This window comes from Thiobacter subterraneus (assembly GCF_055379455.1).
On sequence record NZ_AP042402.1, the window covers coordinates 2669120 to 2690575 of the forward strand.

25 protein-coding genes and 1 CRISPR repeat array are annotated in these 21456 nt (G+C 67.2%); of the genes, 9 read left to right on the forward strand and 16 right to left on the reverse strand.

Annotated elements, in window-relative coordinates; all coding sequences use genetic code 11:
* Positions 1-14 precede the first annotated feature (14 nt).
* Positions 15-860, forward strand: a complete 846-nt coding sequence (locus ACZ42P_RS13175) for a hypothetical protein (RefSeq protein ID WP_464897990.1) — start codon at positions 15-17, stop codon at positions 858-860.
* Positions 861-1056: 196 nt separating this feature from the next.
* Here ACZ42P_RS13175 and ACZ42P_RS13180 read toward each other — a convergent pair whose 3' ends face one another.
* Positions 1057-1275: a YqaE/Pmp3 family membrane protein gene (locus ACZ42P_RS13180; protein WP_464897991.1), complete on the reverse strand. Its 219-nt coding sequence runs from the start codon at positions 1273-1275 to the stop codon at positions 1057-1059.
* Positions 1276-1744: 469 nt separating this feature from the next.
* On the opposite strand from ACZ42P_RS13180, the gene ACZ42P_RS13185 reads away from it, so the two are divergent.
* From ACZ42P_RS13185 to ACZ42P_RS13200, 4 genes are all read left to right on the forward strand, one after another.
* Complete coding sequence (locus tag ACZ42P_RS13185) at positions 1745-2026, forward strand: type II toxin-antitoxin system VapC family toxin (protein WP_464897992.1); 282 nt, start codon at positions 1745-1747, stop codon at positions 2024-2026.
* 61 nt (positions 2027-2087) lie between these two features.
* Positions 2088-2333: an antitoxin gene (locus ACZ42P_RS13190; protein ID WP_464897993.1), complete on the forward strand. Its 246-nt coding sequence runs from the start codon at positions 2088-2090 to the stop codon at positions 2331-2333.
* Complete coding sequence (locus tag ACZ42P_RS13195; protein ID WP_464897994.1) at positions 2333-2737, forward strand: PIN domain-containing protein; 405 nt, start codon at positions 2333-2335, stop codon at positions 2735-2737. The genes ACZ42P_RS13190 and ACZ42P_RS13195 overlap by 1 nt, the downstream gene beginning before the upstream one ends.
* A gap of 29 nt (positions 2738-2766) precedes the next feature.
* Entirely contained in the window at positions 2767-3234 is a 468-nt protein-coding gene (locus tag ACZ42P_RS13200; protein ID WP_464897995.1) for a hypothetical protein, read from the forward strand.
* A gap of 576 nt (positions 3235-3810) precedes the next feature.
* Positions 3811-4897: a CRISPR direct-repeat array (repeat unit 37 nt; unit sequence GTCTTAATCCCTTTGAGATCAGGGCATGTGTTCAGAG).
* Between the two features lie 117 nt (positions 4898-5014).
* On the opposite strand, the gene cas2 is transcribed toward ACZ42P_RS13200, so the two are convergent.
* The 9 genes from cas2 to cmr6 all read right to left on the reverse strand — a co-directional run bounded on the left by cas2 (position 5015) and on the right by cmr6 (position 11803).
* Complete coding sequence (gene cas2, locus ACZ42P_RS13205) at positions 5015-5368, reverse strand: CRISPR-associated endonuclease Cas2 (protein WP_464897996.1); 354 nt, start codon at positions 5366-5368, stop codon at positions 5015-5017.
* Positions 5359-6135: a CRISPR-associated endonuclease Cas1 gene (locus tag ACZ42P_RS13210; protein ID WP_464897997.1), complete on the reverse strand. Its 777-nt coding sequence runs from the start codon at positions 6133-6135 to the stop codon at positions 5359-5361. Before ACZ42P_RS13210 ends, cas2 begins: the two co-directional genes overlap by 10 nt.
* Positions 6132-7109: a CRISPR-associated endonuclease Cas1 gene (gene cas1 / locus ACZ42P_RS13215; RefSeq protein WP_464897998.1), complete on the reverse strand. Its 978-nt coding sequence runs from the start codon at positions 7107-7109 to the stop codon at positions 6132-6134. The genes ACZ42P_RS13210 and cas1 overlap by 4 nt, the downstream gene beginning before the upstream one ends.
* A 3-nt stretch (positions 7110-7112) precedes the next feature.
* Positions 7113-7397 carry a CRISPR-associated endonuclease Cas2 gene (locus ACZ42P_RS13220; protein ID WP_464897999.1) on the reverse strand — a complete coding sequence of 95 codons (285 nt, stop codon included), beginning with the start codon at positions 7395-7397 and terminating at the stop codon, positions 7113-7115.
* Between the two features lie 3 nt (positions 7398-7400).
* Positions 7401-7799, reverse strand: coding sequence for a hypothetical protein (locus ACZ42P_RS13225; protein ID WP_464898000.1), 399 nt, complete (start codon positions 7797-7799; stop codon positions 7401-7403).
* Positions 7800-7900: 101 nt separating this feature from the next.
* Positions 7901-8845: a CRISPR system precrRNA processing endoribonuclease RAMP protein Cas6 gene (cas6, locus tag ACZ42P_RS13230; RefSeq protein ID WP_464898001.1), complete on the reverse strand. Its 945-nt coding sequence runs from the start codon at positions 8843-8845 to the stop codon at positions 7901-7903.
* The gene (csx2, locus tag ACZ42P_RS13235; RefSeq protein WP_464898002.1) at positions 8842-10059 is read right to left on the reverse strand and encodes a TIGR02221 family CRISPR-associated protein; all 1218 of its coding nucleotides are present in this window, start codon (positions 10057-10059) and stop codon (positions 8842-8844) included. Before csx2 ends, cas6 begins: the two co-directional genes overlap by 4 nt.
* A gap of 30 nt (positions 10060-10089) precedes the next feature.
* On the reverse strand, positions 10090-10407 hold the full coding sequence (locus ACZ42P_RS13240; RefSeq protein WP_464898003.1) for an STIV orfB116 family protein: 318 nt from the start codon (positions 10405-10407) through the stop codon (positions 10090-10092).
* A 37-nt stretch (positions 10408-10444) separates the two neighbouring features.
* The gene (cmr6, locus tag ACZ42P_RS13245; RefSeq protein ID WP_464898004.1) at positions 10445-11803 is read right to left on the reverse strand and encodes a type III-B CRISPR module RAMP protein Cmr6; all 1359 of its coding nucleotides are present in this window, start codon (positions 11801-11803) and stop codon (positions 10445-10447) included.
* Positions 11804-11855: 52 nt separating this feature from the next.
* Between cmr6 and ACZ42P_RS13250 the strand changes: the two genes are divergently transcribed.
* A complete protein-coding gene (locus ACZ42P_RS13250) occupies positions 11856-12074 on the forward strand; it encodes a CopG family ribbon-helix-helix protein (RefSeq protein WP_464898005.1) in 219 nt (72 codons plus the stop codon).
* Positions 12071-12478 carry a putative toxin-antitoxin system toxin component, PIN family gene (locus ACZ42P_RS13255; RefSeq protein ID WP_464898006.1) on the forward strand — a complete coding sequence of 136 codons (408 nt, stop codon included), beginning with the start codon at positions 12071-12073 and terminating at the stop codon, positions 12476-12478. Before ACZ42P_RS13250 ends, ACZ42P_RS13255 begins: the two co-directional genes overlap by 4 nt.
* Positions 12479-12498: 20 nt before the next feature.
* Here the strand turns inward: ACZ42P_RS13255 and cmr5 are convergent, their stop codons facing one another.
* The gene (gene cmr5 / locus ACZ42P_RS13260; protein ID WP_464898007.1) at positions 12499-12852 is read right to left on the reverse strand and encodes a type III-B CRISPR module-associated protein Cmr5; all 354 of its coding nucleotides are present in this window, start codon (positions 12850-12852) and stop codon (positions 12499-12501) included.
* A gap of 4 nt (positions 12853-12856) precedes the next feature.
* Positions 12857-13756, reverse strand: a complete 900-nt coding sequence (cmr4, locus tag ACZ42P_RS13265; protein ID WP_464898008.1) for a type III-B CRISPR module RAMP protein Cmr4 — start codon at positions 13754-13756, stop codon at positions 12857-12859.
* Positions 13757-13801: 45 nt separating this feature from the next.
* Between cmr4 and ACZ42P_RS13270 the strand changes: the two genes are divergently transcribed.
* Positions 13802-14089, forward strand: a complete 288-nt coding sequence (locus tag ACZ42P_RS13270) for a type II toxin-antitoxin system Phd/YefM family antitoxin (protein WP_464898009.1) — start codon at positions 13802-13804, stop codon at positions 14087-14089.
* A gap of 8 nt (positions 14090-14097) precedes the next feature.
* A complete protein-coding gene (locus ACZ42P_RS13275; RefSeq protein ID WP_464898010.1) occupies positions 14098-14493 on the forward strand; it encodes a type II toxin-antitoxin system VapC family toxin in 396 nt (131 codons plus the stop codon).
* Here the strand turns inward: ACZ42P_RS13275 and ACZ42P_RS13280 are convergent.
* The 4 genes from ACZ42P_RS13280 to csm6 are packed head-to-tail and all read right to left on the reverse strand — an operon-like array spanning position 14474 to position 20916.
* Complete coding sequence (locus ACZ42P_RS13280; RefSeq protein ID WP_464898011.1) at positions 14474-15646, reverse strand: type III-B CRISPR module-associated Cmr3 family protein; 1173 nt, start codon at positions 15644-15646, stop codon at positions 14474-14476. The genes ACZ42P_RS13275 and ACZ42P_RS13280 overlap by 20 nt on opposite strands.
* Positions 15643-18504: a type III-B CRISPR-associated protein Cas10/Cmr2 gene (cas10, locus tag ACZ42P_RS13285; RefSeq protein ID WP_464898012.1), complete on the reverse strand. Its 2862-nt coding sequence runs from the start codon at positions 18502-18504 to the stop codon at positions 15643-15645. Before cas10 ends, ACZ42P_RS13280 begins: the two co-directional genes overlap by 4 nt.
* A gap of 4 nt (positions 18505-18508) precedes the next feature.
* Entirely contained in the window at positions 18509-19696 is a 1188-nt protein-coding gene (locus tag ACZ42P_RS13290; protein ID WP_464898013.1) for a hypothetical protein, read from the reverse strand.
* Positions 19693-20916 carry a CRISPR-associated ring nuclease Csm6 gene (csm6, locus tag ACZ42P_RS13295; protein ID WP_464898014.1) on the reverse strand — a complete coding sequence of 408 codons (1224 nt, stop codon included), beginning with the start codon at positions 20914-20916 and terminating at the stop codon, positions 19693-19695. Before csm6 ends, ACZ42P_RS13290 begins: the two co-directional genes overlap by 4 nt.
* Between the last annotated feature and the right edge of the window lie 540 nt (positions 20917-21456).

Sequence of the window (21456 nt, forward strand, 5' to 3'; positions counted from 1 at the left end):
AAAGGGCAACTACCATGTCTGACTTTGGGAAAACCGGCAAACGCCGCCGACGCGCGGCGCGCGCGCTGCGCGACTGGCTGCGCCTTGCCTGGAAACCCATCCTCGGTTTTGCGGTGCTGCCGGTGGCCACGAGCTGGGTTGCCGATTACCTCAGGGAATGGACGGTGACGGGCTTTGACCGGCTGTCACGCCAGGACCTTTTCCTGTTCGCATTCGCCGTGGTGGTGCTGCTGCTGGCCGTCACGCTGCTGGTCTACACCGCTCCCGCGCTGATGCTGCGCACGAAGCAGATCCGGCGCGCGAACGAGGTGCGGCCGCGGGCGATCTTCGTGGGGGTGGTCTCGACCCCAAAGTGGAGCTGGCAGGACGACACCTTGCGTCCAAAGAAGGGCGCAGGAGCCGAGCACCGCTTCCAGCCGGGCCGTCTGCAGGAAGCGCTCGAGGTGATGAAAAAACTCGACCCGTTTTTTCCCTGGGAGCAACTGCTGCGCGGGATCGTGCCCCATGTGCCGCGGCTGCGCAAAATCGTGCTGCTCGTCTCGCCGCAAACCAAGGGCGACGGCGAGGCTTGCGAGCAGATGCTGCGCTTCTTTCTCGGGCTGGAGGGGGTCGAGGTCATTGCCCGGGAGGTCGAGTTTGACAAGCTCGACGACCTTTTGCATGTGTTCGAGGAAATCATCGAAGACTCCGACGACCCCGGCGAGGTGGTGCTCGACATCACCGGCGGCACGAAGGTGATCAGCGTCGCCGCCGCGATGGCCACCCTGCGCTACCCCGATGTCGAATTCCAGTATGTGGACACTGAGGGGAACAAGGAAGTGATCAGCTTCAACGTGGTCACGGTGTCTGCAGCTGCCTGAAGGCGGGGGGCACACAACGGCTGGCGAATGCCCGATGGCATCGGGCCTTTGCTTTTCTCATCGCGGCCGAAGCCGCTCCCACACCCCCTTCCCCCGTTGGGTGCGGGCGGGGCGGAATGCCGGTCATCGCGGCTGAAGCCCCTCCCACAGCCCCCTCCCCCTCGACGGGGGAGGGCCGGGGTGGGGGTGGCGGCGCTCAGGCCCTGGCGTCCTGGCCAGCCGTGCGCCGGGCCGCCAGAGCCTTCTCGATTTTCCGTTCGGCGTAATGCCGGTTTACGGCCAGCCCCGCCCAGATGGCCGCCGGCAGCCAGCCCAGCAGCGTGATCTGAAGCACCAGACAAATGACGCCGGCGACCGGCCGGCCGATGGTAAAGAACGCGAGCCACGGCAGCAGGACCGCAAGCAGCAGGCGCATGACTTTCCTCCATTAGGGTGAACGAAGACGCGCGCCGCGGCAGCGGGTGACTGCCTGCGGCGCGGCTGAAATGGTGCCCGCGGGCGCTCGCGCATCCCGCTGCCACAAGCTTGCGGCACCGCGCCGGCCGTGGGCCGGGACGTCCGCCGTCGGGGCTTCTGGAAGCCGGCGCATGGCCACTCCTTTGGGATCAGGGCATGGCTCCACAGGCAATACCACGAACATCCGTGGGCGGCCGGGCGCCAGCAACGGTCCCAGGAGCGGCAGGCGGATTGGGGGCGTGAACCCACCGCGAACTGTCGGCGATACCGTTGAGGATGTCCGGGCGGATCGGGCCCGGTGATCTGGGTTGTCGATACATCTGCCGTCGTGCGCCTCTTCGTCCCGGACGGGCCGCTTCATCCCGGGATCGAGGCGGCCCTGAACCGGGCCATGCACGGCTCGGACGTTGTCCTCGCCCCGGGATCTGATGTTGGCCGAGGCCGCCAACGTGCTGTCGCGTAAGAGACGGCGCGGCGAGCTGTCTTCCGGGGAGGCCAGGGAGATCATCGGGGCAATCGCCTCCCTGCCGGTGCGCATCGAGCCGCATGCTCCCTTGCTTGTCTCCGCCTGTGCGCTGGCGGAAGCCTGCGGGCTGACGGTGTGCGATGCGCTGTATCTCGCCTTGGCGCAGCGGCATGGCGCGCGCCTGATGACCTGCGACGACCGGCTGGATCGCGTTGCGAAAACGATGGGGCTCGGCAGCGCATGAAGCGGTTGATTTTCCTCCAACAATGGTATATCTTTTTGATAGCTATCAGTGGAGGTCAATCATGGAGAAAGCCAAGGTATTTTGGTCTGGCCGATCCCAGGCGGTACGCCTGCCCAAGGAGTTTCGATTCGAGGGTAATGAAGTACGGATTCGCCGGCACGGGGCCGCAGTCATTCTCGAACCCATCCCGACCGACTGGGCTTGGCTCGATGCGCTTACCGGTCCGGTCGATGCCGACTTCAGGCAGTCGGCTACGGAGCAATCCGCACCGCAGGAACGGCCGGAACTGGATAGGCTCTTCCGCTGATGCGCTTCCTGCTCGATTCCAACGCGGTGATCGCCGTCCTGAACGACTCGGCCAGCCATGTTGCGCGGCGCCTGCGACAGTATCATCCAAGCGACATTGGTCTGTCCGCCGTCGTGTTGCATGAACTCTACTTTGGCGCCTACAAGAGCCTGCGGCGCGACCGTAATTTGGCCATCGTTGATGCGCTCCTCTTTGAGGTCGTCCCTTTTGATCAGGAAGACGCGCGGCATGCTGGAGAGATACGGGCAGCGCTTGCTGCGCAGGGTACGCCAATTGGCGGCTACGACGTGCTGATCGCGGGGCAAGCCCGTTCCCGCTCGCTCACGCTCGTTACGCGGAATATACGCGAGTTTCAGCGTGTGGACGGCCTGCGCGTCGAAAACTGGGAGGACGAACAGCCCTAAGGGGCATTATCTATAAAGGAGCCTAAAAAATGGACAAAGCACTCACCGGTTATATCGTGGCGGCAGCGATGCTCGCCCTCTTCCTCCTGGGCTGGAAGCCGCTGCACAGGCGGTTCCGCGGTTGGGCCATTGTCGCGGCGTACATGATGTTCCTGTTCGCCGTGGCGAGCATGGGGTCCGTAAAACCCCATGCACAATGGGTGCCTGTGTTTTTCGCTGTCATCGGCATCCTGGTATTGTTCGCCAACCGTCAGAAGCCGATCGAGGAGCGCCGCCCCACCGTGGAGTGGGCAGTCATCCACGGGCTATGGGACCAGCTTGAGAAACAGGGTCTGCCGCGCAACGAAATCGAGCGGCTGAAGCGGCTGACGCCGGAGGAAAGGGCGGCGTTGATGGCGGAGATTCGGGTTCCGCTCAAGCGGGAAAAGCCACGGTGGGAGCCGAGCGAACATTTTGATATTTACAACGGCGATGCAGATGAGTATCGCTGTCTTTGATCACTTACCTCCCTCTCGGCGGCGGCGCGTCGCTCTTCTGTTGGCTGACTTCCCCACCTGTTGGTTGGGGCTGAGCCGGGACGGGCTGCCGCCCGCCACCGAGCGCTTTCCCTAGATTGGATTTTCCGGGTGTCCCGCTGAACGGCCCCTCAGAGGGCTGCCCCTGCGGCTGATGCGTCACCGGCGGCTTGCCAAAACCCATCCCCTGGGTCTGGGTGACACCCGTAGGCCGACCGACCGGCTGAGTCTGAACGGTAGCGCCATGATCCGCCGTCGGCGCAGCTTGCTTCTGTTGGCTGACTTCCCCACCTGTTGGTTTGGGCTGAGCCGGGACAGGCCGCCGCCCACCGCCGAGCGCTTTTCCTGGATTGGATTTGCCGGGCGATCCCTTCAACGGTCCTTCAGGCCCCCGGCATGCCTGCCAAGCCCCTGGCGGCCTGCCAAAAGTTCCTCCCGCCGTCTCTTCCTTGTGTTTTCCGAACGTGGCTCAGAACCTCGGAAGACCGCGTCTGGATTCCTTTGAGATCAGGGCATTGTTCAGAGTGCTTTGTGCACGCATTCCATGCGACACGCATCGTCTTAATCCCTTTGAGATCAGGGCATGTGTTCAGAGGTGCGCGTTGCGCACGAAGAGGCGCAGTGCCCGGTCTTAATCCCTTTGAGATCAGGGCATGTGTTCAGAGCAACGCGCCCCATCATGGATTTCCTGGAGGAGCTGTCTTAATCCCTTTGAGATCAGGGCATGTGTTCAGAGGGGGTATCGGCTCGAAGTCGGTTTAGCTGAGTTGTCTTAATCCCTTTGAGATCAGGGCATGTGTTCAGAGGCGGGCTGGAAGATGACACCCCGGTCACCGTGTGTCTTAATCCCTTTGAGATCAGGGCATGTGTTCAGAGTCAAAGGGAAGTTCTTGGTAGCTAGTGTTTTTCTGTCTTAATCCCTTTGAGATCAGGGCATGTGTTCAGAGCTGGGGTGAAATCGTTGCCCAGCGCCGCGCGAGGTCTTAATCCCTTTGAGATCAGGGCATGTGTTCAGAGCGGGGTCTGCATCAAACTCCCTGGAGCTTCCTGTCTTAATCCCTTTGAGATCAGGGCATGTGTTCAGAGGCATGTGCGGGCGGCCCGCGCCTCGGGGCTTGTCTTAATCCCTTTGAGATCAGGGCATGTGTTCAGAGGTACGTGGGCCTACGGGCCCATCTTCACCACCGCGTCTTAATCCCTTTGAGATCAGGGCATGTGTTCAGAGGCACCGGCGCGGGCGGCACGGTCACCCAGTCCAGTCTTAATCCCTTTGAGATCAGGGCATGTGTTCAGAGCGGATGAAACCGCCACCCCGATCGGCGATTCCGGTCTTAATCCCTTTGAGATCAGGGCATGTGTTCAGAGCTCAGGCTTCCAAGGCCCATGCGGAGGGCTTACGTCTTAATCCCTTTGAGATCAGGGCATGTGTTCAGAGGACGGTCTGCTATGCCTTCTCGGCCAACAATCGTCTTAATCCCTTTGAGATCAGGGCATGTGTTCAGAGAAGAGTGCGGCGGGGTCTGCGTCGACCTGCGATGTCTTAATCCCTTTGAGATCAGGGCATGTGTTCAGAGACCGTGACCGGCCTTGTCGCAGGTGACCGGGTGTGTCTTAATCCCTTTGAGATCAGGGCATGTGTTCAGAGGGCAAGCTCCGAATTTCCTTTTTCCATCAACACCTTGCAAAGGGGGTTGACGAAAATTCCGGTCATCCGAAAAACGCCTCCGAAAGGACCCGGGCGGCAGGGCCCGCAAACCGAACTTTACTCCGTCTGCCGCCGCCCGTGAAGGGGGTCATGGCCCCCTGCCGCCGGCGGTGTCCACAAGGTCCCCGCGCCCAGCAGCAGGGCCTGCTCAGGCAAAAGCGGCCGTCCCAGGGTGACGAGGCGCGGCGCGCGCGGCAGCAGGTAGATGCGCACGTCGTCAGCCTTTGGGTCGATGAGGGCGGCCAGTTCGTCGCGCACGCTTTCCATCTGCCGCGCGCTGGCGGTGACGCCGAAGAGGGAATATTGCACCGGCACGCCGGTCTGGGTGAGGTAGCGGTGCACACGCGCCAGCCGCCGCGGCTGGGCGATGTCGTAGGCCACCAGCCAGTTGCGCACTTCGTTCAGCGCCATGGCTCGAGCGCCCCCAGCGCGCGCCGGTGCAGCCTTGCCAGCGCACCCGAGGCACGGATGGCGAATTTCAGTTCCCGCTGGTGGAACAGGGTGAGCTGCAGTTGCACGTCCTCCCCGAGGCGCTGTCCCAGGCTGCCCAGCTCCAGCCCACAGGCCAGTTCAAGCCAGCCCGCCAGGTCGCGGGCGAGTTCGACGGCGTGGCCTTCGGCATCCCAGTAGCGGAGGCTGGCGCCGCGGCCGGCGAGCCAGGCCGCCACGCAACCGGCGACGGCCTCGCGCAGACAGGGCGGGAGGGCGATGAGCGGCTCGTGGCGATAGACGGTGCGGTGCATGTGGGCGTCCACGAGGCCCCTGTTGGGGGTCTCGCCCCGCTTCTTCGCCGCGCGCATCCATTCGCGCCAGAGGCGGTTTTTCTCGGCGCGCAGCCAGGTGTCGTAGATGGCGCGCCCGTCCGTGCGGTCGAACAGGCTTTCCAGGGCCGCGTCAAGGTCGCGCTCCCGCCCCCGCGCCGGCAGGAGGTAGCCCAGCACCTGGCCGCGCCCGTCGGTGAAGGTGACGGGTATGCGCCGCGCCATGCAGTCGATGAGGGCGGCGCTTTCCCAGCGAACCTCGCGCTGGCTGACGATGTGGCTCACGCGCGCGAGCGGCAGCCGCCGCTCGGACCGGCCGGGTGCGCGCATGCGCAGGGCGATGCCGTCACTGGTCACGACTTCGCAGCCGGCGTCCGTGAGGTAGAGCGGCAGGGGGAAGGCGGGAAGGCCGCTCACGGCGTGTCCTCCTCTGCGGCGTCGGCGAGCCACGGCTCACCCGCGCGGCGGAAGGCGGCGGCGAGCAGGCGGCATTCGCGGCGCAGGGCGCGGCGCAGGGGGGCGACGGCCTCCTCCCAGGCGCGGTAGAAATGCTCACGCCCGGCCCTGGTGAGCAGGCAGGCGGCGCCATCCCGCCCGAAATGGTCCGTGCGCAGCACACGGCGGGCGAAGAGGCCGAGCACGAAGGCGTCCGCCCGGGGCCGCAGGGGTTCGATGAGGTCTGAGGCCAGGGATTCGCGCCCGAAGGCGGGGCGATGGTAGAAGCCCAGCATCGGGTCGAGGCCGGCCGTGTGGGCGGCATGCACGGCCTCGAAGTGCAGCAGGGTGTAGGCCAGGGAAAGGCAGGCATTGGCCGGATCGCGCGGCGGCCGGCGGTTGCGTCCCGCAAAGCCCAGGGCCGGCGGCAGGAGGGCGGCGAGCCCCGCGAAGTAGGCGCGCGCCGCCGCCCCCTCGATGCCGCGCAGGGTGTCGGTGTCCGCCTGTGCCGGCAGGCCGGCGAGGGCGGCGGCCAGTGCCTGGCGCGCGTCGGTGAGGGGTTTGCGCGCGTCGGGGCGCGCCGCCTCGCCATCGGCGAGCACGCGGGCCTGGGCACGCAGCTTGGCGCGCACCTGACGCCGGGCGAAGGCGTTGCAGAAGGGCCTGTCCGTCACGCGCGCCGTCTGGCCCAGGCGGATGGCGGCGTCGTTGTGCCGCGGCCCGAGCACGAGGGCAAGCCGCCGGCTGTGCCGCGCCGACAGGCACAGCACGCTCGCGCCCGCCTCGCCCAGGCGGCGCAGGGTGTCCACGTCCAGGCGGACATTGCCCTGGAGGATGAGCCGCTCAACCATCTTCAGGGGCACGCTGCTCAGGCGCTCGCCCTCCTGCCGAAGGACGAGCGTGTCGTTCTGGATCTCCAGGGCAAAGCCGCCGTGGTCGAGGATGACGGTGGCCATGGGTCAGACGTAGTAGAAGTAGTCCGGGTCGGCGGGCGGCTCGGCGATGCCCAGGGTGTGCACCCGCGCGCGCGGGTCCAGGGCGATGAGCAGGAAGCGGTCCTCGCCCGGCTCGATGAGCTGGGCCATGTCCAGCAGCAGCGCGCTGCGTTCCGCCGGGGTGAGGAAGCACTCGTAGACCGAGCGCTGCCCGCCCGTGGCGTGCCCGCGGGCGAGCTCCAGGGCGGTGCGCAGCCGGCGCGCGTCGGCCACGTCGTAGGCGGCCAGGTGCAGGGTGCGCTCGCCCATGGCTCAGCCTGCGGTCGGGTTGGCGGGGGCGGGCGGCACCGCGCCCGGGCAGTTCTTCTGGATGGCGACCTGCTGCAGGGCATCGTACTCGCCCTTGAGACGGGCATACTCCGCTTCCTGCTGCTTGGTGCCGCCCAGGGCGAACAGCGCCGGCCAGAACAGCACGATGCCGACGCCGGCAATGGCCTTGTCGTTGGCCGCGGCCTCGTCCAGCCGTCCGGCGAGCTGGGCGGCGCGGCTGCTCACCCGCTGCATTTCGGCGCTGATCTGGCTGCAATCCAGGGACTGGTACTGCAGCGGCGAGACGGACTGGGCGGCGATGTCTTTCGAGGCCGTGGCGCAGCCGCTGGTCTGGACCGCGGCGAAGAGGCCGGCAAGAAGGCGGATGGCGGTTTTCTGCATGTCGGTTCTCCTTTCGCACTGACGCGGCGCAGGGGTTGCGCCGTCTGCCGCCAGTTTAGGAGGGGAGGCCGACGCGAGAGGGAGACGACAAGCTTGCGGGATCAGGCCGGCTGCAGGAGCCGGTAGCCGCCCAGGCCGAAGGTGGCCTCCTTGCCCACATGCAGCCACTGGCCCAGGTGGAGGAAGGGCGCAAAGGGGGCAAGCCCGCCCTCGAGGCGCCATTCCCCCACATAGCCGCCCAGGGCCATGCCCTGCCGCTGGCGGTTGGACCAGCGGGCCCAGTCCTGCCAGCGCAGGGCGGTGTCGCTGGCGATGGTCTCGGCCTGGCGGGCAAGCGCGGCGAAATCGAGCGCCAGCGGCCCGCTGCCGTGGAATTCGGCCAAGAGCGCCACGCGGCGCACCAGGGCCATGAGCAGCTTGCGGGCGGTGAGCTCCCCCGCCGTGGCCCGCCGGCCGTTGGTCTGCAGCCGCAGGGGGCTGTGGAAGCGCAGCACCACCGCCGGCCCCAGGTCCGGCACCGGGGGCAGGCTGGGAACGTGGGGGGCGATGGCGCCGCCCGCGCCTTCCTGCACCACCTGCTCGGGAGGACCCTCGTGCACCACCCGGCGCAGCTCCGCCGTGCCATCGCCTTTGCCCACGCCGCGCCGGAAGGCGCGCACGTGGGCCTCGATGATGAGTCTGAGGTGCTCCAGCGCGCGCCCCGCCAGGACGATGTGAAAGGCAAGCCGCTCGCCACGGGCGTAGAGCCGCTCGCCCAAGGTGGGAGGCTCGATGACGTAGGGCCGGGGCACCTGGGAGAAATCCTGCAGAGTCGGCGCCCGGTCCCGGGGCGGCCGGGTTTCGAAGATGGCGGCGTAGGGGCAGGTGTAAAGCAGGGCGCAGCCGTCGCAGACGGGCTGCCGCGTGAGGCAGGCGGAAGTGCGCAGGGCCATGCCCCAGGCGCCGCGCAGGGTGGAGCCGGCATAGGCCGGCAGGCTCAGCGGCGAGGTGACCTCGAACTCCAGCCGGTAGCGGGCCACCGGCAGGGGGATGGCGCTGTCGTTCATGGGGTGTTGAGCCGGTCGAGCGTGGCCTTGAGCGCCTGCCGCAGGCGCTCCGGGTTTTGCATCAGGTCCGCATGCGCGGGCCATGTGGGTGGCGTGCCGTGGGCGCAGGCGTTGCGCACGTTCTTGAGCAGCCAGTAGGCGTCGCGCTTCCAGTCCGGATGTTCGTCATTCTTGAGCGCGGCCTGCAAGGCTTTGTCAGCGGCTTCGCGTTGTTCGTAGCGCAGGGGGTCGCCGCGGCGAGCTTCCACCTCGCGGGCCAGCACGCTTTCCAGGCCAAAGACGGTGGCGCGCAGGATGTCACCCCGGTCCAGGCTTTGCAGCGCAAGCAGGCGCAGCTTCTCGGACAGCCGCTCCGCCTGGCACCAGCGCAGGGCCTTTTGCAGGCGTGCACGGAAGAGCTCGGAGGCGCCGGTCAGTGGCGCTTGCAGGGCGCGCCATGCCGGCTGCAGGGCGCGCGCGGCGTCGCTGACGTTGGTCAGTTGCAGGAACTGCCAGGCCCGCTCCAGCGCCTGGGCCGCCTCGGCCGTGAAGCCGTCGCGTTCGAGCAGGGCCGCAAAGCGCGAGAAGTCGCCGCTGGCTTCAAAAGCCTCGAAGACCTCGGACCATTCCTGCAGATGGGCGAGTCCATCGAGCATCACCACCGGCGTGAACCCATCGGCAGTCATCTCCAACGCGCCGTAGTAGAGCCCGGTCACGGTTACCTGCCGGGTGTGGGCCAGGTAACGGGCAGCCGCCAACCCCAGCATGGCCAGATGCCGGTAGCCGTGGGTGATGTCGAAGGCTACGCGCTCCCCCTGCGCGAGACATTCAGCGAGCTGCGCGAGCACCTGCTGCTGCTCGGCAAAGGCGCTGCTGGGCGGGATGAGCAGGCAGTCCACGGGCCGGCCCAGTTTGCGGGCAATGGCGGGTGTCAGCGACTGCAGCAGGGATGGCTCCAGCGTGCCCGCGCGCACGGCTTCGAACAGTTCGATGCGCGCCTCTTCATTGGCATCGTCGCCAGCGACGTGCTCCACGAGCAGATCCCACATGCTGGTGGGGGTGCCCAGGAGCAGCACGCGCTCAACCGCGAGATGTTGCGCCAGCGCCAGCCCAAAGTAGGCGGTTTCGTATTCGCTGCCGTCCGGCATGCGGTAGCGGGCGGTGCGATAGCCGGTCCGGCTGTCGAGCTGGCTTTTGCCGAGCAGGGAGATGAGCGTTCGCGGCGGTTTTGTCATGGCACGGTCCCTCGTGGCGGTGCAGTGGGGTCAGGCCTCGCGGGTGAGCAGGCCCAGTTCCCAGCGCACGGTGGCCAGCGCCGCTTCGTCGAGCACGGCGCCCTCGGGCAGGCGGTCGAGCAGGCGCAGGACAAGGGCGGCATCACCCGGCTGCATGGCGATGGCCACGCGGTTGACGGGCACTTCCCGCCCCAGAATGCGGGAAAACAGCGCCGCCGCGCCCGCATGGCCGATGGCCGAGGTGAAACCGTCTTGCGCGAGGCGGCGGGCTGCCGCCTCATCCACCGGCCCCTCGAAGCGGTAGCGCCCGTAGGCGGTGAGGACAGGTGAGTTGAGGAGGTAAAGCATCTGGTTCAGGCGTATCGGAGACGAATGGCCGGTCCAGTCACGTTTCGATGTTCACCAGGTTGCCATCCGACACATGGGCGGTGACCCGGACGAACTGGTTGGTTTTGATCTTTTGGCGCACATCGTCCGGCAGGCTGGCCAGCAGGGTTTCGGATACCGGCGCGAGGGCAATGGCGCTTTTGCCATCCTTTTCCACGGTGAGGGCGCCGTTGGCGCGGTTCCACTTGATGCGCGCGCCCTGCCACACCGTGACCGCCGGGGCCGGCTCCGCAGCGGCCGGCTGGGCAGCCATTTCCCCTTGCCGTCTGTCGCGCATGGCTTGGGTTGCGAAGCTGCCGTAGCCCACCGCGGTCTTGGCGCCAAAGCCGAGCCATTCGAAGGCGTGCTCGAAGGCGGCATCGAGAAGCTTTTGCCAAAGCGGCTTGCCATCGGCCACGGCAAGCAGATCCGGCGCGCCGTCGAGTTTGTGGGCCGTCAGACGCGCAAGGTGCGCCGTGTCGCAGGCCACGTGGAAGGTGAAGTGCGAGCCGGGGGGAACGGTGAGAAAGCAGATGGGGTTGGGCTGGCCGCTGTCGTGGGGCGACTGAAAATGCGGCGGCTGCGGATTTTTCTTCTTGTCGATCTGGTAGTAGTGCGACTGGTGCGGCGTCATGACCTCGACCATGAGGCTATCCCCCGCAATGAGCGGGATCACGTCCCAGAACGAGAGCGCCCCGCGCACGGCGTTGGAGTCGCCCGGCGGCGGTTCGCGGCCGAAGAGCACGTCGAGCACGGAGAGGGGGATGCGGGTTTTGTCCTTCCCGCTTTGGGCCTCGATCTCATAGGCCGGCTCCCTGCTCCAGCCGCGGGTATCACCCCACAGGCCATCGGCCAGCTCCTGCGCTGCCCAGCGCAGCACGCCCTTGACGCCGCTGCCCGGCAGGTAGGGCAGTCCATAGGGCCAGAGGAAGGCAAAGCCGTTTTCCAGCGGGTGTTCGTTGCCCAGGCCGGTGCTGAAGGGGGCGGTGGCTTCTGCCTCCAGCGTGAAGACCTGTGCCTTGCCTCCCAAGGCCCCCTGACGCCTGGCGAGGGCCTGCATGAGCGACTTGTCAGCCGGCGAGAGTTTCCTGAGGTGGTCCCACGCCTTGCGGGCGGCGTGATCATTTTTTTCCCACAGGCCGGGAAGACGGTTCCGCTCCCGCTGACGCAACGCGGCGATGGTGGCGTCCATCCCTTCCCTGCGCAGCATCTCGTCCACCTCCTGGCCTTCTTTGCTTTTGGCTTCGGCGCGCTTTCTGACTTGTGCCTCCTGGTCGAGACGATCAGTCCAGATGGCGAGATACATGCCAAAACGCATGCCCGGCGAGGCGTCCCTGAAGTCCTGGCCCAGATAGGCGGGTACTGCGGCGATGGGCATAAGAAATCTCCCGTGTTACGATGTCTTACAATTGTCCTGTGAGTGATGAACCATGTCCACGACGCTGACCATCCGTCTCGACGAAAAGCTCGATCGTGAACTGACGCGCCTGGCCCGCGCGCTCAACCGCCCGAAGAGCGATCTGGCGCGTGAGTTCATCCGGCGGCAGCTCGCCTTGCAGGAGCTGCGCCGTTCGCAGGCCTTGCTACGTCCGTATGCCGAGCGCGCGGGATATCTGGACGATGAAGACTTTTTCCGTGAGTTTTCGTGAGGGTCTTTGTCGATACCAATGTGTGGCTCGCGGGCCTGTTCGGGCACGGTTTGTGCGCTGCGCTCCTGGAGACCTCGATCGAAGCGGAATGCGTGCTGCTCGCCAACGAGCAGGTCATGACGGAATTTCGGCGCATCGCCAAAACGAAGTTCCAGGTCGATGAGGCCGCGCTTGCCCAGGCCGAGCTTTTCTTTACCGAATTCGTCGCCATCGTGGATGCCGCGGCCCAACCTGCAGCCGGTGTCCCCGATCCGGATGACGCCTGGATCATCGCCTCGGCCCTTGCCGCACAGTCTGACCTGTTCGTCACCGGCGACAAGGCGCTGCTTGCGCTTGGTGCGGTCGGGGGCCTGCCCATCCTCGACCCCCGCGCGGCCTGCCTGCGCCTGCGCGGGCTCGCCTGAAATCCGTCCCATCGCGGGGCTCATTGGCTTCCCTTGCGGGCGCTGGCCATCTGCCGCAGCCACTTGAGCCAGGCAAGCGCTTCAGTGGTGATCATCTGGTACTCGCGCGGCCCGGCCCGAAGCAGCATCTGCATGAAGGGCTCGAAGCCCGGATCGTTGTCGGCGCCGTTGAAGCGCCGGTTGAGCCAGCGCCGCAGGTCGCGGGCGATTTCCTCGTGCTCGCCCTCTTTCTCGTGACAGAAGGCGAGCACCTGCATAAGCCCCGAGTTCATGATCAGCGCAGGCATGCCCTTGGCGAAGTTGCGGTGCTTGTCGGTGTAGCGCGCGGATTTGTCCCAGGCATCCTGCGCGCGCATCTGTTCGAGTGTGGCCATCGCTTCAGCCCTCCACGACCTTGCCCACCACCAGGCCCCGGCCCGTGGTGGCGTCGCCGCCGATCTGCAGCAGCTTGCCGTCGATCACCCCCCTGATGTGGCCCATCACCGCTTCCGGTGCGATGTCGTCCCTGCCCGAGCGGGTGCGGCTGACCAGAAGCGGCGCAATGAGCAGCGACTCCGGCGGCAGGTTTTCCGTGTAGAAGAGGCCGCCGTCATCGGCGGTGCCGGTGGCGTCGTCGATGCGCACGTGGGGTTCCACGAGCGTTGCGTGTTCGCTGAAATAGGCGAAATCGGTGTCGGAGAGCACCACGAGGTCGGTTTTGAGCTTCTCGCGGAAGTAGCCGTAGGCCTCGCCATCGGGCAGCGCCCGCTGCGCGAGGTCAGAAGCGATCGCGGCCACCACATGCTTCTCATCGGCCTTTGCCGTGTATTCGAACACCTCGAGATGCAGTCGGTCACCCGTGAGCAGCGCCCGGTTGGTCAGCAGACATTCCCCCTCCTTCACCTCGGGCAGCGGCGGCCAGGTGATCTGCACGCCGATCAGGCTGAGCAGCCGCCGGGCGCGCTCGATCGCGGTCGGGCAGGTGGCATAGACATAGCCGCCCTTGAGGGAGCGCACGGGAAAGGCGATGAGCTGGGCATCGCCGAAGCTCACCGCGCCGGCGTGCAGATCGCTTCTGCCCGCCTCGGGCCCGAACAGCCGGTCGAGCAGCGACTTGTCGTTGGCGAGCGCCGCGAATGCGTGCCGCAGCGCCCCCTTGATGCCGGAGCCGGCAAAGCAGGGGTGGTGGGTGTGGCGCTCGCGCTGGATGGGGTTGTCGATGACGCCGATGGCCTGCCCGGCGCCCATGTGCACGGGGCTCACAGCGTAAAGAAAAAGGGCGGCGTGCTGAGTGAACATGGTTTACAATCTCCAGAACTTGGTCATATTTGAGCTGAGAAAGTCATGAAGGTGGTCAACGTACACGAGGCCAAGGCGCATCTTTCCGAATACCTGGCCGAGGTCGAGGCCGGCGAGACCGTGGTCATCGCGCGGCGCAACAAGCCTGTGGCCAAGCTTGTGGCGGTCGAGGGCGACATGAGCCAGCGAAGGCCTCGCCCCATCGGCCTCGCAAAGGGCATGGGGCATGTGGGCCCCGAGTTCTTCGAGCCGATGAGTGAGGAAGCGCTGGGGGATTGGTACGACGTCAAGCCGTCGGACCCGCTGCATCCGGACTGGAAACCGGCTCGGTAGCAGAATCCGTGTCGCTGCTCCTCGACACCTGCGTTTTCCTGTGGCTGATCTGGGACCATCCCGAACTCACGCCTGCCATGCGGGACCTGCTCGCCGATCCCCGGCATGAGGTCTTTCTGAGCGCCGTGTCGGTCTGGGAGGCGACGCATAAACATGCGCTGGGCAAGTTGACCGTTTATGCGCCCGAAGGCGCCTGGGCGCATTTCGTCCGCCAGCGCGACGCACATCAAATCCGGCCGCTGCCGTTCGGCGAAGCGGATGCCCGGCACCTGGCGGCGCTGCCCCCGATTCACCGGGATCCCTTCGACCGGATGCTCATCTGCCAGGCGATCGAACAAAGCATGACCCTGGTCACGCCGGATCCGGCGATCCGGCGCTACCCGATCAGAACCGTGTGGGAATGAGCGCATCGTTCATCCAGATGGCCAACATCACGCGATTGAATCCTTCCGCACGGCGCGTATCGCGATCATACGCGCCGTCCGTCCACAAGCCGCGCGCCACAAGTTTGCGGAGCGCCTCGGGCGTGGCCTGGAGCTCCTCGATCCAGTAAACGCTGCCGGCCGGCGCGGCGCGAAGCGCGGTCTTGGGCTGCCAGCGCGCCAGATCGAAGCCCGAGACCACCTGCGCTCTCGGCACCGCCGCGCAGACGATGCGCCCGCGCACGCCGTTTAGTTCGAAGGGCGCGCCGTGGCTGGGGTCTGCCTCGCCCGCGCCGGTGGGCAGCCAGCCGCGTTCGAAGAGGCCGGGGCTGGTGAGCACAAGCCGCGCGCGGCCAGCCCGGGCAATCGCCTCGTAGTCGGGCTCAGGCCAGTCCACGCGGGCAGGTGTCAGGCGCGCGCCGCGGCCGTCCCCGCCGAAGCGCAGCATGCCCGCCGGCAGCTCCGCCCCGAGCACACGCACGGCGAATCCCACGCCGGGCCCGGGGTGGATGGCCTGCAGGGAAAAGAGCTTGCCGTCTTCGGCGCGCCGCTTGTGCGCGTCGAGCCCCACGCCCACGCGGGCTTCGAGTTTCCACAGGGCACCGCTTTCTACGAGGTGCGCATCGGGGTCGATGGCGCGGCCGGCCATCCAGGCGCGCAGGCCCTCGGCGGTGAGCCACAGTCCGCCCACCGGCTTGCTGCGCTCCGCTCCCTCGGCCAGCACCGGCCACAGCGGCAGCGGCGCGCTGCCCCTGAGGGCCGCGTTCACCCGGATCGGTTGCAGTTGGGCAATTGTCCGCTCGCCCGCTTTTTCCTGCACCACCAGGTCGGCCGGAAGCGGGTAGAGCGGTTCGATGCCTCCGTCGGCCTTGCGGCGCGCAAGCTGGAAGGCGGCCAGGGTGAAGGGCCCGGGCTTGTCTGGGGAGCCGACCTGCGGGTCACTTATGGCGCCTTGGGCAAAGGCAGCGAGCTCGACGCCGCGCTGGGCGAGCAGGTGCGAGCGCAACGCGCCGGCCGCGACCGACGGCGCAGGCGGCATCCACGCCTCGCCCCAGCTGCCCGGGTCGCCAAAGAGCTTGTTGCCGCGCAGGCTCAGCACGTCCAGCGCTTCGATGAAGGCATCGGTGGCAGTCATGCGTCCTCCGTCTTGCGATCGTGCCGCGCTTCACGCGCCAGGAACTCGGCAGCGAGCATGAAATTGGCCAGCCATTCCAGCGCCTCGACTGTGGGCGGGCGCTGGTTGGCGTCGAAGGCCAGGTCCACCAGCGGTGGCACGAGTGCCGCCACCTGCTGCCGCGCCGCGGGCGAATCGCACTGCCGCTGCATCTGGTAGGCAAGCAGGGCCTTGACCATCCCGGGCTGGTCCGGCGGCACATCGTCGAGCCAGTCCACCAGGTGGTAGGCGGCGCGGCGGGAGACGTCCTCGCGCGCAAGCAGCCCGCGCAGTGCGTTGAAGAGGCGCAGCGGCTCGCCCCAGCGGGCGGTAACAAAGAGCGCGCCGCCGCCGCGCTTGAGGATGGCGAGGCTCCAGGCATCCTTGCCGGGCAGTTTCTTGGCCCGCTTTTCCGCGTCCCGGAGTTCGCGCAGCACCGCGCCCAGCGGCGCCTGGTGGTGGGCGATGACGAGCCCGGCGCTGGCGGTGGCCCGCTCGCCCATCAGCCGCAGCACCCTGCCCCCAAACTGTGCCCAGCCGTTGTCCAAGCGCTGCAACCGAACGGTGTCGGCCTCCGTGCCGCCCGCTGCGGTCAGATCCTGGCCGGAATAGGCCGCGCGCAGGGCCGCCGCCGCGGGCAGCAGGTCAGAGGCAGCAAGCATCGCCAGCACGTCGTCGCCGCCGGCGTAGAGGAGGCGGCCAAGATGGGCGCGCTCGACGATCTCCGGCACGAGGTGCAGTGCGAACTGGTTGAGCGCCTCGGAAATCGCCATGTGCCAGGCGGGATTGGGCGCGCGGGGTTCGTTGGCGTAGCCGACGAACTTCGAATCGCTGTCAAAGCGCGTGTCCAGCCGCTGCTTCAGGGTGGGGTGAAAGCCCGTCTTCAGCGGCAGGGTTTTGCCGGCGCCGGCGGACAGCCACGCCCCCATCTCGTCGCCGTCCATGAGCAGCAGCCCGTAGTAGGTGTCGGGCTTCGCGCCCAGAATGCGGGCCAGGCGCTGGCGCGCCGCTTCGCCCGCGCCCTCCTCGTCACGCTCCATCTGCGCCTCCAGCCAGCCGGGTACGCGGCGCCAGGATTCGCCCGACGGTGATGCGCGCAGCTTGAGGGCAAGACGCCGCGGCAGGGCCAACGGCGTGCCCTCTGTCATCTCCGGCTCCGGTTCTTTGCCTGCTTCAACCGCGCGCTCGATTGCGGAGGCCACCGCGAGGGTGTGGGTGGAGACGACGAAGCGGTCGACATCCCCGGCCTGGATCAGCTCGCGCACTTCCTCGATGTAGAGCGTGGGCCACAGGCGCTTGAGCATGGGCAGCGCCGAGAGGTGCTCGCCGGGCCTGACCCAACTGCGCCGCTTCTCACTCACTTGGGCCCAGAGGGTGTCGGTCTGCTGGCGGTAGGAGGTCTGAAGCTGGTCGCGATCGGTGGTGATCCACTCGGCTTCGCCGGTCATGGCGCAGCGCCAGCCTTTTTCCTCGGTCTGGGCAAAGCAGCGTGTGGCCTTGGCCGAAGCCAGCGCCCGCTCCAGCAGTTCATGTAGCGCGGGATAGAGCACGCCGGGGTTGGGGCGGTAGAACCAGCCCTCTTCGAGTTCGAGCTTGCCTGAGAGGAGCGCCCAGGCCCGGCTGCCCAGCCAGCCCGGTTTGCCGTCGCCTGTGAAAAACGGCTGCATCGCCTCGGCGAGCTTGGCATCCGAGGCGAGCAGGCGGCCATTTGCGTCCTTTTCGCCACAGGCAAGGGACCAGGGCACGGCGGCCCAGTGCACCTCGGGGAAGCCTCTGAGCTGCCGCTCGATCTGGGTGTAGCCGTCAAGGTTTGGCTGATCTGGGATTCCTGCGACGTCAAGCAAGCGCCGAAAAGCCGACTTGGCCTTCTCCAGCGCGTAGGCGCGCACGGCTTTCTCAATCTTTTCCGCGATCTCGGCCACATGGGACGCGGGCACCAGCGCGGTGAAGCGGTTGGGAAGCGCGGCGGCAAAGAGGGGGTTGGCGTCGCTGCCGCGCGTGCGCCATTCGCAGGCATCGAAGCGCTCCACTGGCAGCCCGCAGTCGCGCACCAGCCACACGTCCACCTGGGGCACGCCGCGCAGGCGCGGGAAGAGGATCGCCTCGGGGCCCAGCGCCTCGCAGATCACGCGCATCGCTTCCCAGGACAGGCGCGCAAGCAAATGGGAGCCGGCCCAGAGGTCGGAGGTGGAGCGCGCAGCGGCGATGAAGTCCTGCACCGGGCCGAGGGAGACGGCGAGAAGCGCCGGCTCTTCCCTGGGGTCGGCCGCAAACGCGCCGGCAAAGGCCGAGGCAAGGTCCAGGTGGTCGTGGATGGTGTGGTCCGGCACCCGGCTGTCGGCGGGCAGCAGCTTCCATACCTCGGCAAGGTCCCCTGTCAGTCCAGGGCCGAAGCGCCACAGGGCCAGCGCGCTCAAGCGGTAGTCAAGTCCGCCTTGCGCATCGCGTTGCAGGAGCTCGCGCTGATGGTCCGTGCCCAGGGCCTGGGCCTCGGCGGCGCTCACGTCGTCGGCAAACGGCTGCAGCCGGTGCGCCTGGCCGGTGAGGGGGTGGATCAGCACCGGGTTTTCGGCAAAGACCACCTGCTGCCAGGCCGGGTGGCGCCCGTCGGCTTCCCGCTTCGGGAAGGCCGCGCGGTCGGCGGCGGCGGCCCAGTGGTCGGCCTGCTGGACGATGCGCGCGATGTCGCCGGGCACCCCCTGCGGGAAGACTTCCCCGAGCAGGGCCGCCACCGTGCCGCCCTCGTGCCCCTCGCGGGTGCGCAGCAGCACCAGCGCCTTCTCCGGTGGATCATGAAGGCGCGCGGCGAGTTTGGCTTGCCAGATCTGTTCGTCGTGCATCGCGCTACTCCGATACTCTTTTCAGGATCACGCCATCGAGCTGCTGTTTTTGTTTCGCGAGCGCTGGACCATCTGCCATGGAACAATAGCGCCGCTGCGCTGGCGGCAGGGTGGTCGCATCCAAGAACTCATGCACACAGCGCCAGACGTTTTCGATCGCTGGGCGATGTGGTTTGAACGCTGGCGGCGGCAGGTGCGGCATGTGGAAGATTATCCCCACGAGCTTGCCGTCCGCGGTTTGGCGCGCCTTGAAGCGGAGCTGGTTGGGAAGGCGTAATGCGCTCCAGGCTCTCACGTCATGGTTGGTCACGGGGTAGGCGAGCCAGTGGCGATCTTCCGGGCGCAGAGCACCGCGACCAGTTGTGAACAGAAACTGGGTTCTGAGGCCGATCTTGACGATGGCCAGCGTGCGCATGAGCGACTTCCAGTCTTCATGGGCTTCGGTCTGCCAGATGAGGGGGCCTTTTTCGTCTTTGCCGATGGCGTGCGGCCAATCCAGATTCAGGCATTCCTGCCAGTCACGCAGCGGCAGGCCCCCGGCCCCTTCTGCTGCGGGAAAGGGGAGAAGGTGATACGAGCCCCAGCCGTTACGGGCACGGCCGCCCAGAGTGCCGTAGCGATCGGCCAACCAGAGTGCGCAGCGAAGGCGGGCGTCGATTCTTTCTGGCCAGATATCGGGCGCGCCGGTCTCCTTTAGCGCGGTCTGCAGATCGCGGGGAAACGACTCGGGCCAGGCAAGTGACAGGAGGTCCTCTTCGCCCGCTTGGATGGCCGCGTTGGCCTTCAGCGTGGTACCGCCGCTAAATAAAAGCGGCCCGTAGCCCAGATACAGGGCGCTGCCCACCGGTGAGCGCACCTCAGGATGGATCACGCTGTGATCCCTTGGCCACTGCGTTTTCTTGAGGCGGCCATCGTCCCACCTGTCCAAGCGCAAGCGCACCAAACTCTTGGTAAATGTGTTCTGATCGCGGCGGCCTACGCGATGCGACAGCCACGCATTGCCAAACAAAAGCCCCTCCTCGCGCCGCATGTCGGCCACACTCACGCGAAAGCCATGGTCGGCGGCATAGGCCACCCGCCACCAGTGCCGCAGTTCGTGTTTGATGGGCGGCGTGCGCCAGCGGCCGTTCTGCTGGGCATCGCCCAGGAAGGCCGGGGTCACAAAGCGAAGGGTGTGTTGCACAGTTTTCACGGCAGGGCTCCGTTGCGTCCGTGGTGAGTTGCATTTTGCAGAAGGGCTGTTCCTGCGCCGGCCGGCGACAAGCTTGTGGCCGCCGCAGCGGGCGCCGGCGCGAGGATGATCTGTTCCGCACCCAGGGCCAGGAAGTAATGACTGCTGCCCGTGCGGCCGCCCCGCTGGATGAGGTAGCGCTGCGCGGCGGATGGGCCCAGCGCAGCTTCGATCCCGGCGTTGATGCGCGACTTGTGGGGTTCGAAATAGTCCCTGAGCAGTTTCGGGTCATCCAGCCGCTCGGTGACGGCTTTCTCGCAGCGCTCGTATTCCGCGCTCATGGGCTGCATGACCTCGGCTGCCACGGCCAGGAATTCCCGGGCCGCCGCCGCCTCATGCCAGCAGACCTCCGGCGCGCCGCCCAGCGCACGCCGGGCGAGCCAGAGGACCAGGGCAAACTCCGTGGCGGAAAGGTCAATGGGCAGGTCGTCGGCCCAGGCCCGCCGGTTCTCGGCATCCAGCACGAGCCGCGGCGGGAGCAGCGCGCGCTGGGCAGCGCGCACCACCTCGCTCAGGCTCGCCTCGCCTGCAAGCAGGCGCGGCGGCAGCCCCTCGCGCAGGCGCACAAAGGGGATTTCCGCCAGGGTCACCATTGCCTGGCGGCAGTCGGCCAGCTTGCCGTCGCGCGCCGGGATGATGCGCTCGTAGGGTGTCGGATAGAAGAATTCCCAGCTCGACTCGAAGGGCTCGGAGACGAGCACATGGGAAAGCCGGTCCTGGGGACGCCCGAACAGCGAAAGCGCATAGCCGAGGTAATACCCCATCGTCTTGCGTCCGCCGGCCAGGGAGACGTGCAGCGCCGCCTCGGGGTCGGCAGTGAGGCTGCGCACCCACTGGCTGATCTGGTCGGCCGCCTGCTGGTTGTCCTGGGGCGTGCGGATGTCATCCAGCATCTGGCCGGCGGCATCCCTCAGAACATGGATGCGGCTTTCGTCGAAGGCAATGGCGGGCAGCTCGTAATCGCGGCACAGCCGCGCAAACCAACCGGGCTCCCCGGACAGCAGGGCAAGGCGCAGGCGGGTGGCGCCTTCGGCGGTGGTGATGACGTGCACCTCCGTGGGCACGAAGGGCGGCTGCTGCCGGGTGAGGGCATAGAGCGTTTCGGTCACCACCTGCGGGGTGAGGCCGCTGACCGCGAGCAGGATGCGCCGCGGATAGGCATGGGGTTGCTCGGGTGTCATGGTCCGGGTCTCGTGAAGCGGGCCTCGACTGTGCCACAACACCCCGTCCCCGGAACACGCCGCAAGCTTGCGGCGCCCCGCTGTCACAGGGCCAACGTCCCGGCCGGGTGACGGGCGGTTATGGCGCTGCGGCAGCGGGGGGCGGCACACAGGTGGGCCGGTGGGGCGGTGACCTCCCTTTTTTGCGGCAATTTAGCGAAGTCGCCACGGCATGGCAACGGCGGAGGCAAACCCGCCCCGTTTACCGGCGGCGCCGGCGCCTTTGCGTGATGAATGGGGCGGGCCGAAGAAGCGGAACCGCCGGCGGGCGGCGGGAAGGAAAAGGCAATCCCGCTGAACCGGCCTGAATGGGCGGTGCCCGGCGCAGCGGGATTCACCGTCACCTTCCACCGGGTCGCCCCGCACTGGGGACGTCGCGCCCGATGACGGGGCCGCCGGCGTTTGGCGGGCCGGTGCGGGCGCTGTCCGGAGCCAACCTTTCTGCCGGGCAGGGTGTGATTCGTTTTGCCCCCTTGGGATTGGGGCATGTGTTCAGAGGTG